Annotated in this window: 10 protein-coding genes; 2 read left to right on the forward strand and 8 right to left on the reverse strand. The window is 70.8% G+C overall.

What is annotated here, in order from left to right; genetic code table 11:
* Positions 1 to 4: 4 nt before the first annotated feature.
* The 4 genes from ABD340_RS25955 to ABD340_RS25970 are packed head-to-tail and all read right to left on the reverse strand — an operon-like array spanning position 5 to position 5,675.
* Positions 5 to 793 (reverse strand): protein phosphatase 2C domain-containing protein, encoded by a 789-nt coding sequence (locus ABD340_RS25955; protein ID WP_344592318.1) that lies wholly within the window; start codon positions 791 to 793, stop codon positions 5 to 7.
* The gene (locus ABD340_RS25960) at positions 790 to 1,608 is read right to left on the reverse strand and encodes a vWA domain-containing protein (protein WP_344592319.1); all 819 of its coding nucleotides are present in this window, start codon (positions 1,606 to 1,608) and stop codon (positions 790 to 792) included. Before ABD340_RS25960 ends, ABD340_RS25955 begins: the two co-directional genes overlap by 4 nt.
* A 15-nt stretch (positions 1,609 to 1,623) precedes the next feature.
* Positions 1,624 to 3,708 carry an outer membrane protein assembly factor BamB family protein gene (locus ABD340_RS25965; protein WP_344592320.1) on the reverse strand — a complete coding sequence of 695 codons (2,085 nt, stop codon included), beginning with the start codon at positions 3,706 to 3,708 and terminating at the stop codon, positions 1,624 to 1,626.
* Complete coding sequence (locus ABD340_RS25970; RefSeq protein ID WP_344592321.1) at positions 3,705 to 5,675, reverse strand: outer membrane protein assembly factor BamB family protein; 1,971 nt, start codon at positions 5,673 to 5,675, stop codon at positions 3,705 to 3,707. The genes ABD340_RS25965 and ABD340_RS25970 overlap by 4 nt, the downstream gene beginning before the upstream one ends.
* 503 nt (positions 5,676 to 6,178) lie before the next feature.
* Between ABD340_RS25970 and ABD340_RS25975 the strand changes: the two genes are divergently transcribed.
* Both ABD340_RS25975 and ABD340_RS25980 read left to right on the forward strand, forming a co-directional pair.
* Positions 6,179 to 7,468 carry a cytochrome P450 gene (locus tag ABD340_RS25975; RefSeq protein WP_344592322.1) on the forward strand — a complete coding sequence of 430 codons (1,290 nt, stop codon included), beginning with the start codon at positions 6,179 to 6,181 and terminating at the stop codon, positions 7,466 to 7,468.
* A complete protein-coding gene (locus tag ABD340_RS25980; protein WP_344592323.1) occupies positions 7,465 to 7,653 on the forward strand; it encodes a ferredoxin in 189 nt (62 codons plus the stop codon). Before ABD340_RS25975 ends, ABD340_RS25980 begins: the two co-directional genes overlap by 4 nt.
* A gap of 184 nt (positions 7,654 to 7,837) precedes the next feature.
* On the opposite strand, the gene ABD340_RS25985 is transcribed toward ABD340_RS25980, so the two are convergent.
* The 4 genes from ABD340_RS25985 to ABD340_RS26000 form a co-directional block, all read right to left on the reverse strand.
* Positions 7,838 to 8,863, reverse strand: coding sequence for a DMT family transporter (locus ABD340_RS25985; protein ID WP_344592325.1), 1,026 nt, complete (start codon positions 8,861 to 8,863; stop codon positions 7,838 to 7,840).
* A gap of 436 nt (positions 8,864 to 9,299) precedes the next feature.
* Positions 9,300 to 10,328, reverse strand: a complete 1,029-nt coding sequence (locus ABD340_RS25990) for a hypothetical protein (RefSeq protein WP_344592326.1) — start codon at positions 10,326 to 10,328, stop codon at positions 9,300 to 9,302.
* A gap of 294 nt (positions 10,329 to 10,622) precedes the next feature.
* A complete protein-coding gene (locus ABD340_RS25995) occupies positions 10,623 to 13,091 on the reverse strand; it encodes an NACHT domain-containing protein (RefSeq protein WP_344592327.1) in 2,469 nt (822 codons plus the stop codon).
* On the reverse strand, positions 13,088 to 13,744 hold the full coding sequence (locus ABD340_RS26000) for a hypothetical protein (protein WP_344592328.1): 657 nt from the start codon (positions 13,742 to 13,744) through the stop codon (positions 13,088 to 13,090). Before ABD340_RS26000 ends, ABD340_RS25995 begins: the two co-directional genes overlap by 4 nt.
* Between the last annotated feature and the right edge of the window lie 6 nt (positions 13,745 to 13,750).

Genomic DNA, 13,750 nt, shown 5'->3' on the forward strand with positions numbered 1-13,750 from the left:
CGCCTCACCTCAGCAGTAGCCGGATCACGCTCACGTCGTCGTTCCTCATCGAGCGGGTCTCGCGCTGGCCGTCCGCCCACTGCCGGAAGAGCGGCGGCGACTCCGCGCCCGCGTCCACGGCCTCGTCCAGGCGCCGCCACGGGTCCCGGCCGGCCCGCTCCTCCCTCAGCAGCCAGAGCGAGAGCGCGTCGCTGGCCAGGAAGAACCGTTCGCCCCGCTCCCACCGGCCGGTCGTGGCCTCGCTCCGCCCCAGCACGCGCCCCCAGTCGTCGTCCAAGCTTCTGATCATTCCGGGGGTCGAGTTGAAGCTCGCCGGATCGGCCAGCGGGAACGCCGCCCGCCGCCGGTACTTGTCGTCGATCTGGAAGACGCAGGTGTCCCCGAGCGCGGCGGCGTGCCAGGAACCGTCGTCCAGCAGGTAGACGGCCAGCACGGTGGTCGCCGCCCCCTCGCGCAGCTTGTCCTTCTCGTAGTAGGGCAGGTCCCGGCGGCTCTCCTCACGCTCGACGTAGCCGCGCAGCGAGGCGTTCCAGCCCTCGGTGAACGGGCGGAGGACCTGCCCGAACGCCGTCGGCTCCCGCACCGCGCGGGCCGGGGCCCACGTTCCGAAGGCCGTGACGATGGCCCGCGCCCAGTCCGCCGAGAGGGACGCCTCCGCGACGCCGTCCGCCATGGCCAGCCGCACGATGGGGCCGGTCACGCCGGTGTGGCGGACGGGCCAGCAGGCGTCCTTGTTGTCGGTGTCCTTGTCGCCGCGTTTGGGCACCGTGAGTACGGACACCTCGCCCTTCACCGCTCGCTCCCCCCGTGCGCGGCATGGAGGCGGGTGCCGATGTCGAGGAACTGGACGATGTCGCCGATCTCGCCGTTGTAGACGAACCCGCGGCTGCCCGGCTCGGCGGAGACCCCGAGCTCCTTGGCGTAGGCGAGCATCGAGTCCGGGAGCGGGCTGGACATGGCGAAGAGCCTGCGGCCGCTCTCGGTGAGGCCGTCGCCGGTGGCGGGAAAGCTCACCGGGACGTGGTGCACGGAGGAGATGTGCAGGTTGAACAGCAGCGCCGCGCCGTCGGACGTCCGGAGCGCCCGCACGCGCTGCCCCGCCTCCGCCGGGTCGCCGTCGGTCGGCTCACCGTCGGTCAGGTTGAGGACGATCGGCGGGAAGCTCTTGGGGTGCTCGTCCACCCACTCCTCGAGCAGGTCGTGGGCCCGGTTGAGGGCCTCGGTCATCGGCGTCAGGCCGTCGGCCAGCGCGTCCACCCAGACCGGGGCCTCCGACGCCAGGCCGTCTCGGGTCCGCCGCTTCACCTTGGCGGGGTTGTGCGCCAGCTCGCTGGCGGTCACCAGTTCGGAGCCGGCCAGCGGCCCGCCCAGGATGGGCCCCGCCCCCTTCCCGTAACCGATCACCCCGACGTGGAAGAAGTCATGCACGTCCGACTCCCGGACGCACCGCCCGACGAGCGTGTACAGCAGCCGGTTGAGCGCGTCCGCGACCACCTCCTTCTTGGGTTCGGTACCGCCGCCGATCGATTGCATCATCGAGGTCGAACGGTCGATCAGGAAAACGAAACAGGCCGGGTTGAGCCTGCTGATCTCGGCTTCGTAGGTCATCGGTCGGGCTCCTGCTCACAGTCGCAGTCGGACGTCGATCTCATGGGGTTCTGCGGGATCGCCGCGGCCGCTCTCTCGTTGGACGGCGTAGAGATGGCCGTCGGCCGAGCCGGTGTAGACCAGGTCGGCGCCCACCACGGGCGCCGAGTTGATCGCGCCGCCGGTGGGGAACGTCCACCGGCGGGCGCCGTCGTCCGCGTCGAAGGCGTAGAGGCGGTGGTCGCCGGCGCCGGCGTAGACCGTGCCGCCGGCGACGACAGGACCGGCGACGACCGGCCCCTCGGTGGCCGCCGCCGGCCACAGCATCCGCCCGTCGTGGGAGTCGAGGGCGTACACGTGGTGGTCGTGGCTGCCCGCGTACACCCGCCCGTCCACGCAGGCGGGCCGGCCGGTGACCTGCCCCTTGGTGTGGACGCGCCACTTCTCGGTGCCGTCGTGGGCGATCGCCACCACGTCGCCCGCGGCGGTGCCGGTGTAGACCGTCCCGCCCACCGCGGCGACGCCGCATCCCTCCACGTCGCCGATCCGCAGCAGCCGGTGCTTGCCGGAGGTGACGTCCACGACCAGGAGGCCTTCGGAGGTGCCGACGAAGGCCAGCCCGGACACCAGGACGGGCGCCGCGCCGCCGAGCGAGCCGACGCTGATGCTGTGCCGGACGCTCAGATCGCCGTCGAACACCAGCAGCCGGCCGTCGGCCGTCGGGACGCAGGCGGTTCCATGGGCGGCAGCGGGCGGGGCGGCGAAGAAGCAGTCGATCTGACGGCGCCGGCGCTCCGTTCCGTCCCGGGCGTCGAGGACGACGAGGAGACCTTCGGCGGCAGCGGCGACCAGCAGCTCGTCGTGCCCCATCCGCGCGGGCGGCAGCAGCGGCGTTCCGGGGCCCCCGTACCGCCACAGCTCCTTGCCGCTGACCGGATGCACCGCGTAGACGCGGCCGTCCTGGCTCGTGACCAGCAGGCGTTCCTTGCCGGCCGGCCGGATCGCGAGGACCATGCCCTGGGTCGGGAACCGCCACGGCCCCACGCGCGACGGCGTGCCGCGCGGGGACGCCCCGGGCTCGGGACCGCCGCCGTGCTCCGGCCGTTTCGTCCGCTGCGGGGGCACCGGGGCGGGCGGCGGCGCGGGAACCGGGGCGGCGTGGGCGGCGGGCAGGGCGGCCTGCGGCGCGCCGTCGGCACGGGTGGCCGACGGCTCCGCCGTCCGTTCCGGCGCACGCGCGGCCGCCTGCCCCGAACGGTCCGCGGCGACCAGCTCGAACCACCTGTCGTCGGCGGAGTGGAGTTTGGCGGCCTGGTAGATGACCGAGTGCACGCTCGGCGCGCGGCGCGGGACGAGGCCCGCGAGGCGCCTCCGGCCGGCGGGCCGAGGGCCGAGGCAGCGGCCGATCAGCTTCCGGAGGTCCCGGTAGGGGATGAGATCGACCGGCGGGCCCTCGCAGAGCACCCGCATCGCGGTCGACATCAGCTCCAGGTCGTCGTAGGGCCGCCTGCCGAGCAGCGCGTGCAGCAGGATCATCCCGAGCGAATGGACGTCGTCGTCGGCGTCGGCGAGCTGCGGCTCGGCGACGACCCTCGGGGACATGTACGCCGGATCGCCGCGCAGGTTGACCGCCGGCCCCGCCGGGGCACCGTCCGCCAAGGGCGACAGCAGCGGCAGCAGCCCGTAGTCGACCAGCTGCGGCCCGGCCGGCGTGACGATCACATTGGCGGGTTTGAGGGCGCCGTGCAGCATCCGTCCTTCGTGCAGCGCCGCCAGGCCCGCCGCCATATGGCGGGCCAGGCCGACCACGCAGTAGGGGTTGAGCGGCCCGGTGCCGTCGAGCACCGCGTCCAGCGGGCGTCCGGCCAGGTGGTCGACGGCCACCCACCAGCCCTCGGGGGCGACCCCGCCGTCGAGCGTGCGGACCACGTTGGGGCCCCGCACCCGCATCATCCGCTGGACCGCCTCGGTGAACTCCTCCTCGCAGCCGCTCGCGGACCAGTGCGGATGCAGGACCGTGACCACCGCCGCACGGCGCTTGACGATCTCCTCGGCCCGGTAGGTCCGGCCGATCGGGCCGCTCCCGAGGTCGTCGAGCAGCTCGAAATCGTCCACCCTCATCCGCGGCTCCCGTCCCGGCCGCGCAGCGCGGCCAACTCGATCGCGTGGAGCGTGGGCTCCCAGCTGCCGACGTACAGGACCGAGCCGCCGACGACCGGAGTGGAGTCCACCCAGTCCGCGGTCTTCACCGACGCCCGGTCGCGGCCGGTGCGCGCGTCGACCGCGTGGACGTGGAAGTCGCGGCTGCCGAAGTAGACGCGGCCGTGGTGGACGGCCGGCGACGAGCGCACCTCGCCCCCCGTCGAACACCGCCATCGCACCTGGCCGTCGGTGACGTCCAGCGCGTAGACGCAGTGGTCGTTGCTCCCGAAGTAGAGCAGGCCGCCGCGCGGCGCGACCCGGGAGTGGATCGCCCCGCCGGTCTGGAAGTCCCAGCGCCGCTTGCCCTTGTCCGCGTCCACGGCGAACAGGTGGCCCGACGCGCAGCCGATGTAGACGACGCCGTCCGCCACGACCGGGGCCGAGGTGACCGACGCGCCCGCGTCGAACCTCCAGACCTCCTCGCCGGTGAAGGCGTCGAGCGCGTAGAGCCGGTGGTCATGGGAGCCCACGAAGACCCGGCCGGCCGCGGCGGCGGGCCGGGTCTCGACGACCTGGTCGGCTTGGAAGTGCCAGATCTGCTCCCCGGTCGCGACGCGCCTGGCGCTGACCGTGCCGCGCGAATCGCCGACGACGAAGTACGGGTCGTCCTCCCGGCCGGTGACCGGCAGCGGGCCCGGCGCGTGGGCCACCGCCGGGCCGAGCGGCACCTTCCAGCCGACCTCGCCGGTCCGGGCGCGCAGGCCGTACAGGTGGTGGTCGGCACTGGGGACGATCAGGAGGCCGCCGCACAGCAGCGGGGTGTGGTCGATCTTCTTCTCGGTCGGGAAGCGCCAGACCACCCGCCCGTTGGCCGCGTCGAGGGCGTGCACGACCCCGTCCTGGGAGCCGACGTGGACGACGCCGTCGCGGCGCAGCACGGGGGACGCGTGGTAGCCGGCGCCGCCCAGCCGGAACGTCCAGGGCGTCCGCTTCCGCGGGTGCGGGTCCTTGCGCGTCGGGGGCCTGGGCTTGGGCCTGCGCGGCGCCACGGGTCCGACCTCCGGGTCCGCCTCGGCGTACGCCTCGATGAGCCGCCTCGCCTCGTCCGGGAGGCAGCCGGGCCAGTCGAGGCGTGCCGCGCCACCCGCGCGCCGGGTCACCTCGGCGACGATCTGGCCCGGGGTGAGGCGTTCGAGCGGCTCCTCCCGAGTGCAGTCGGCGATCAGGACGCGCAACTCGTCGGCGAGGCCGGGGAAGGCCGGCGTGCCGTCCGGGTCGCGCCTGACCAGCCCGTCGGCGCCGAGGCGGCTTCGGGGATCGAGCCCGGTGGCGGAGAAGGCCAGCGTGATGCCGAGCGAGTAGACGTCGGTGGCGTGCGTCAGCTTCAGGTGCCGCTGCTGTTCAGGGGACATGTAGCCGGGGGTCCCGGCGAGCGGGCCGGACCGCGTCATGGGGTGGCCGGAATCCCTGGCGAGGCCGAAGTCGATGACCTTCGGTCCGGCGGCCGTGACGAGGATGTTGGAGGGCTTGAGATCGCGGTGAAGGATGCTCTTGCGCTCCAGCGCGGCCAGCGTCTTGCCCAGGTGGACGGCGAGGGAGTGCACCGCGGGCAGCGGCAGCCCGCCCGCACGGTCGACCACCTCCTGCAACGTGGGCGCCGCGAGGTACTCGGTGGCCAGCCAGGCGGGCTCCGCCTGGAGGGAGAATCCCAGCAGTTCGGCGGTGTGCCCCTTGCTCACCGAGCCCCAGGCGCCGGCCTCCTCCCTGAAGCGGTGCCGGTACCAGGGATCGTCCGCCAGATGACTGTGGATGATCTTGACGGCCGCCAGCATGTCGTTCTGGTCGTGACGGCCGAGGTAGACCTGGCCCATGCCGCCCTGTCCGAGCGTGCGGATGAGCCGATATTCGCCGATGTACTGGGTGCCCTTCGGGTCAAGATCGCTCATTCCGCCGTTTGCTCCACGGTCGCCGGTGGACGGCCTGCGGCGGACCGTTTTCCCTTACGCCCCGGCCGTTCCCTGTTTCACGGACATTCCCATGTTTCTCGGTCCGGGACCTACTTTTGAGCCTGCGGTCACACTTGACCGAAAGTGGTCAGATGATCACAATCCGCTCAGATCCCCCGGTTTCGACCGACTGAACCCCACTTCAGAGCCCCCGGAAGATCAGCTCGCCGGACGGGGCGCACAGGCGCGGAACCGACTTTAATCGACCACGGAGCGCTTGAATTCCGACACGGCGATTCCGCTCGCCGGCCCGAATCGCGAGCAGAAAAGAATCATGCGATTGATATTTATCCGAAGCCCGGACGGTCGCCACCGGCGGTTCGGATCCGGAGCCGGCACGGCACCCCCCTGAGACGGAAACGTGCTTAACGCTTGACGAGAGCGCTGTTCTTTGATGGGGTCGTCCCGGGTCACCCGCGCGGCGCGGCCGAAGGGAGCAGAGGGTGGACGACCACGAGGCGCTTGACTTCTTCCGGGGCGAGGAGCTCGTCGCGGACCCCTACCCCTACTTCAAGCACCTGCGCGAGCAGTGCCCGGTGCGGCGCGAACCCCATCACGACGTGGTGATGGTGACCGGATACGACGAAGCCGTCCAGGTGTTCAACGACACCGAGACCTTCTCCTCCTGCGTCTCGGTGACCGGGCCCTTCCCCGGCTTCCCGGTCCCCCTCGAGGGCGACGACGTGACCGAGCTGATCGAACGGCACCGGAACGAGCTCCCGATGAGCGACCAGCTCCCGACGCTGGACCCGCCCGCGCACACCGCCCACAGGGCCCTGCTCATGCGATTGATCACGCCCAGGCGCCTGAAGGAGAACGAGGCGTCGATGTGGCAGCTCGCCGACCGCCTGCTGGACTCCTTCCTCACCGACGGCGAGGGCGAGTTCATCAACGGATTCGCCGGCCCCTTCACCCTGCTGGTCATCGCCGACCTGCTCGGCGTGCCCGCCGAGGACCGCGACGAGTTCGCCGCCACCCTCGGCCAAGAGGCGTCCACCGGCGGCGGCATCGGCAGCACCGAGAAGTCGATGGGGCGCACGCCGCTGGAATTCCTGTACGAACGGTTCACCGGCTACATCGAGGAACGCCGCCGCGAGCCCCGCGGCGACGTGCTCACCGGCCTGGCCACCGCCACGTTCCCGGACGGGTCGACGCCCGAGGTCGCCGACGCCGTACGGGTCGCCGCCAACCTGTTCGCGGCCGGGCAGGAGACCACCGTCCGGCTGCTCAGCTCGGCCGTCAAGATACTCGTCGAGCAACCCGACCTCCAGCGGCTGCTGCGCGCCGAACGCGACCGCGTCCCCGGCTTCATCGAGGAGACGCTGCGGGTCGAGAGCCCCATCAAGGGCGACTTCCGGCTCTCCCGCGTACCGACCACGGTCGGCGGGGTCGACATCCCCGCCGGCACCACGTTGATGGTGCTGAACGGAGCCGCCAACCGCGATCCGCGCCACTTCGACGACCCCGAGACCTTCGACGCCACCCGCGCCAACGCCCGCCACCACGTGGCGTTCGGCCGCGGCATCCACACCTGCCCCGGCGCACCGCTCGCGCGCGCCGAGGCCCGCGTGGCCATCGAACGACTCCTGGACCGCACGACCGACATCCGGATCTCCGAACGCGTGCACGGCCCGTCCGACGCCCGCCGCTACAGGTACCTCCCCACCTACATCCTGCGCGGCCTCACCAGGCTCCACCTGGAGTTCACGCTCGCCGAGGACGGGGCCCGATGAAGGTCGCCGTCGACGACGACCGCTGCCGGGGCCACGGGATCTGCTGCGCGCTGTGCCCCGAGGTCTTCACCCTGAACGACGACGGCTACACCACGGTCGAGGACCCCGAGGTCCCCGCCGAGCACGAGGAGGCCGTCCGCGCCGCCGCCGACCAGTGCCCCGAACGCGCGATCACCGTCACCTGAGCCCGCCGCCGGCCCGCGTGATGGCGGCAGGGCCTGCTCGCATTCGTCCAGCAGCTCCAGATCCTCGCGGACTTCAGGCCGAACCCGGAGTCGATCCGGGTGGGACGTTCAAGCTCCTGGCGGGAAGCTTGTTCACGTGGTTGGTACGGCGGGAAGAGGGGTCCCTTCCCGCCGCGATCGGGTGTCAGTCAGAGCCGGAGGTTTTGCTTCGGCCCTGATATTTGGTCGCCCCATAGGAGGCGACGAATATCAAGACGATTCCCAGCCACCCCAGAGGGCCGGGGGCCGTCATCTCCACAAGGCTCCCCATGAGAATGCCGGCCAGGGTCATGAGCGGCGACAGCATGGCGACCGCCCCTGCTCGAAGGCCCCTTTCGTACGCCTTGATCACCAGCACATTGCTCAGTCCCGCGACCAGCCCGGCGCCCGCGCAGATCAGAAGGCCTGACCAGTCTTCACTCGTCATGACTTTCCAACCACCGTCCATGAACGATGCGCCCACCGCGAGGATGGCAAGAGCGGGGATTGCCGAGAGGGTGCTGATCTTTCCCTTGAGATCCCGGTCAAGGGCCTCCAGTCGCTTTTGAGAGAAGGCGTATGTGGCCGCCGTAATGATCACGGTGCCCACCCCCAGTATCCAACCGGGAATCTCATGGCCCAGGATGGGGATCCCCGGACCAGGAGAGAAGTTCGCTCCATCCCCGCCGTCGGCTGAATCGCTCATCAGGGCCCAGATGCCAGGTAAGGCCAGAATCGGCCATATGGCGGTCGAGAAATTCCTTTTCCGGGCGTCCCTGACGATATCGGCGCCGATCACGAACACCACTGTGCACAAGAAGCCCAGCGGCGCCACGGTCTGCGGCCGAATCCAATAGAACGTGTACAGGACGGCCACGTTGTTCACTCCCAGGTTGACCCCCAGAAGAAGGACCGTCCTCCACACGTACCAGCCGCACCGCAGTGCCGGCCGGTACACCCAGTAATTGACGGAAAATCCTACGACCATGGCGACGAGAGCCACCTTGATCGGCCCCACGCTGCTGATCACTCCGACAGCCACCAGGAAGTAATTCTTGGCTTTGGTCACCAGGTTGGCGACCACGACTGTCGCGAGGATCTTCATGTTCTCGGCGCTCAGGTCGCTGAACGGCGATCCCGAGAGCCTCCTGAGCCCTGCGGGTAAAACCCGCAGCGGCCTTTCTCTGTCCATGGGACTCTCCCCTTATCTGCAGGGGCGCGCAAAGGAGTCCCGAGAACATCTGTCCCGACTCCTTCGCTGCGCCCGTTTTCACGGAGCAACCAAAGAGCCGGGACGGCTCTTAATTTGAGGTTGTGGTCGCCAGTTTGCCAGACCGACGGCCAGGCCCTCCACTCGAGTCGGTGCGACCAAGCACAAAGTAGCTCTGCGTAGTCGTGGTCACCGACGGTGACGGCATAGTGGAGTCGTACGGGATGAGCGACGACCAACCCGCGTGGAAGCCAACGACTGCCTCATGTCGACCTGCGCTGCCCGCCCCGCCCGGCGGGCCGGCGGCGCCGAGCCGTCCGGGCACCACCGATCCCTGGACACCCGGCTCGACTCGCTCAGGGCCGCGGGCCGTACGGCGGGAAGGGGTGGGCCCCTTCCCGCCGCAATTGTGCGTCAGTCAGAGCCGGGAGGCTGCCCTCCGGTTCTGATATTTGGCGTCCCCGTAAGTGGCGACGATTATCACGACGATTCCCAGCCACCCCTGGAGGCCGGGGACCGTCCTCTCCACGAGGCACCCCAAGAGGATGCCGGCCAGGGTGAAGAGGGGCTGCAGCATGACGACCGCCGGTGCTCGAAGATCGTGTTTGTACGCCTCGATCACGAGCACATTGCTCAGTCCCGCGACCACCCCGGCGACCGCGCAGATCAGAAGGCTTGACCAGATTTCACTCGTCATGCCTTTCCAACCACCGTCCAGGAACGATGCGCCCACCGCGACGATGACAATGGCGGGGATCCCCGAGAGGGTGCTGATCTTTTCCTTGAGGTCCCGGTCGGAAACCTCCAGTCGATATTGGGAGTAGACGAATGTGAACGCCGTAATGATCACGGCGGCCACACCCGGGATCCAACCGGCGATCTCATGGCCCAGAATGGAGACCCCCGAACCGGGAGAGACCTGCGCTCCGTCCTTGCCATCGGCTGAATCGTTCACCAGGAGCCAGAGCCCGGGCAAGGCCAGAATCGGCCAAACGACCCTCGAGAAATCTCCTTTTCTGACCTCCTTGACGATCTCCTTGAAGCCGTCGAAGCACATCATGAACACCACTGCGCACAAGAAACCCAGCGGCGCCACGATCTGCGGCGAAATCCACTCGAACGTGTACAGGGCGGCCACGTTGTTCACTCCCAGGCTGACGCCAAAGAGAATGGCCGGCCCCCACACCTCCCAGCCGCACCGCAGTGCCGGCCGGTACCACCAGTGACTGACGGCGACTCCGAAGACCAGGATGACGAGAGCCACCTTGAGCGACCCCACGCTGCTGATCACTCCGATAGCCAGCAGGAGGTAATTCCTGGCCGTGTTCACCAAGTTTACGACCGCGGCTATCGAGAGCAATTGTCCGGCGCTCAGGTCGCTGTACAGCGACCCCAAACGCCCCTTGAGCGCTGCGTGTGAAACCCGCAGTGGCTTTTCTATGTCCATGGGACTCCCCTTGTTTGCAGGGCGCACAAAGAAGTCCCGAGAACATCAGTCCCGGCTCCTTCGCTGCGCCCGTTTTCACGGAGCAACCAAAGAGCCGGGACGGCTCTAATTTGAGGTTGTCGTCGCTAGTTTGCCAGACCGACGGCCAGGCCCTCCCCCCGGCTCGGCGACCGGGATGCTCACCAGCGGTGGACCGCGGCCCGTCGCGGATCTTGACGTGTTGATCGCCGTGCGAGACTCCAAAGACCCGGACGGACCCAAACCGGCCGAACGGCCCTCAGGGGTCGTTCGGCTTCACGGACCGCTGTCCGGGGCGGAGTCGGTCAGGAAGTCCTGGAGTTCGCGGTGGCGGAACTGGTAGGTGGCGCCGCTGATGCGCAGCAGCCGCGCCTCGCAGGCCCAGTCGAGGAAGGTCCACAGCCGGAGCGGAAGCAGGCCGCGCGCGGCCGCGACGATCAGGCCGATCATGGTGCGGCACCAGGCGATCGCGCCCAGCGCGAGCCCGAAGGTCACGCCGCCGACGAGCGCGCACGCCAGCGACGCGGCGACGCCCTGGTTCATGACGAACACCAGGAACGCCGCGACGCCCCCGGTGAGCCCGAAGGCGACCCCGATCGCCGGGTTGCGTTGCAGGGCCTCCCGCGGGTGGGCCAGTTCCGCCTCCATGCTCCAGCCGCCTGCGGCGATCTTGAAGACCACGCCGAGGGCGAAGGCCAGGACGAAGGCGCCCGCGACCCCCGCGGTCAGCGGCACCGGACCGGCCTGCGCGAGCCGTAGCGGCGGCAGCCCGGTCAGCGCCCCGCACAGCCCGAAGCCGAGCAGGGTGACGGGCTCGGCCCGGACCGCCTCCGACACGGTCGGCCGTTCGGCGCCCCGCCGCCCGGCGGCGGTCAGCCCGATGAGCGCGCCGAGCACCGAACCGCCGGCCGCGCCCGCGGCGACGGCGTAGCCGGGCCCGAAGACCTCGCCGCCGGTCAGCGCGAGCCCGGCCAGGCCGCCCAGCACGCCGGCCGGGCCGCCCACCAGGACGCCGAGCAGGCCGACCGTCAGGCGCCGTCGCACCGGGACGTTGCCCCGCCCGCCGGCCGCGGCCGGCCACGAAGAGAGGGACAGGGAGGTCGCGATGCCCACCCAGCCCGCCATGAGCGCCAGGGTGAGCCCCTCCTCCAGGTCGAGCCCGTCGCGCATGTCGCCGGGACGGTCGAGTGCCGACCCGGCCCAGAACGCCAGCATGGCGATGGCCGCGAGGAGCGCGCAGCACAGGGCGTGCAGCGCCCGGATCCGGCGCCGGCCGCCGATCGGCCACAGCAGGTGCGGGACGATGTCGATCGCCGTCAGACCGGGCGCCGGCCGGTCCGTCGCGGCCTGCCACCGCAGGTGCCCGGCCAGGTGCTCCAGCCAGGCACGCACCTGTTCGGGCTGGTACCGGGTGCCGGCGGTGCGCGGGGTGAGCTCGGTCGCGGCCGGCACGTAGCTGTCGAGCAGCCGGTGGGCGATCCGCGCCGCCGCCTCGCGGGGGTCGGCGGCCGCGTCGGCGGCGAGCAGTTCGGCCGGGTCGGCGCCGGATTCGACGGCGGTCGCGGTCAGCATCAGCCGCCACGGGGTGGCCAGGGCGGTGTGGACGGCCGTCCCCGCCGCGCCGGACAGCTCCGCGTGGATGCCGTCGCGGTGCGTCCCGCAGGGGTGGCCGTCCGGCCAGCGGGCGTGCAGGTACGCGCTGATCTGCTCGATGGTCAGGTCGCGCAGGTGGATCCGGGCGGCGTTGTCGAGGCCGACCCGGGCCCGCGCCAGCTCGGCGTGGCGGTCGGCCCGGCAGGTCACCACGACCGCACCCGGCCGCCGTCCGGAAAGGTCGCTGTACCGGTTGAGCTCGGCCAGCAGCCCGATCGCGCGGCGGGGCGGGCCGGTGGACGGCTCGGGGTCCAGCTCGTCCAGCCCGTCCACCACCGGCAGGACGCGGCGGTCCCGCACCAGCCGTGCCGCGTCCTCGGCGGCGAGCCCGAACTCGTGCACCAGCTGCTCGGCCAGCCAGGTCTCGAACGGGCTTCCCAGGGTCCAGCGGGCCGCGTTCAGCCGTACCGGCACCACCGGGCGAGGTAGTCGCAGCGGCTCGCCGGCGGTCACGAGGGGCTCCACCAGTTGCAGCACCAGTTCGATGGCGAGCACCGTCTTGCCCGCACCCGACTCGCCGACGACCAGCAGGCGCTGCGGGCTCAGGTCGCTGAAGAAGCGGCCGATCGAGTGCAGGTCGTCGTTCCCGAAGGAGACCGGCGCGATGCTGTAGCCGCCCAGCAGTCCCTTGCGCGCCCTGTCCTCTTCCCGGGCCACCCGCCGGGCCAGCAACTCGACGGCCTGGTCCGGCGCGCCCGCCGCGGGCATGACCGGGGGCTCCGGCTCCTCGGCGTCCGGTGCGGGGGTGGCCGGGGGTTCGGCGAGGGCGGTCCTGGCCGCCCGCCAGCGCTCCAGCTCACCGGGGATCAGCTCGGGCGGATAGTCGCAGTAGCGGAGGCACGCGGTGACGAACGCCTTCACGAAATCCCACCGCGGCAGCTTGCTCGTCTGCCGCAGGACGTGCGAGATCGTGCTCTTGGGCAGCGTGTCGGTCTCGTCCCCGTCCGGAGTGACCGTCCGGCCGCCGAGTGCCCGCAGCCTGCTGAGCGGCGGGTCGCCCGCCCACTGCCTGAGCCTCGCCAGCGACCGGACGAAGTCCGGCACGGTCCCGGCCCCGGCCGGATCGGGCGGACGGGGGCGGCTTGCGGTCATTCGGACCCTCCCTTCCGCACCAGCGACCATTCGAACCTCGGCCTGCCGCGCCGGGGCCACCGGCCGTCCACCCAGGTGCCCTCCAGCGTCTGGACGTGGCGCACCTCCATCAGGAAGTTGCGCGCCTCGTCCGCCTCGACCAGATCCCGGCCGACCGCGATGGGAACCCAGCCGTGCTTGGGAATGTAGACCCATCGGCCGCGGTCCCAGTCATAGGGATCGAACCAATGGTGGCGGACCGTGCCGGACACCCGCACCTCGGGCCCGGACCTGGTCAGCACGAACGAGCCCTGCGAGCGCAGCAGGCTCATTCTGCTGACGTAGAACAGCTCGGTGCCGATGAACGCGTTGATCTTCGCGTCCCAGTAGTCGCCCAGCCAGGTCGAGGCGCCGTCGTCCAGCAGCCTCGCCGCGCGCGCGAGCTGCCGTTCGAACCGGCGGTGGTTCTTGCGCTCCGCCTTCTTGATCACTTTGAAGGAGCGCAGCCAGCGCCGGGACAGCGTCCTGGAGGCGCCCGCGCCGTCCATGAAGTGGTTCAGGACGTCGGCCGCCATCGGGTAGATGTTCCGGCTCTCGGTGACGATCGAGCGGAACATCCCGGCCAGTTCCTGGACGGGCCGGCCCGTCCGCCGCCGGAAACCTCGCAGGAACATCCTCGC

The sequence above is a fragment of the Actinomadura vinacea genome, from assembly GCF_039532545.1.
GTDB classification, from domain to species: Bacteria; Actinomycetota; Actinomycetes; order Streptosporangiales; family Streptosporangiaceae; genus Spirillospora; species Spirillospora vinacea.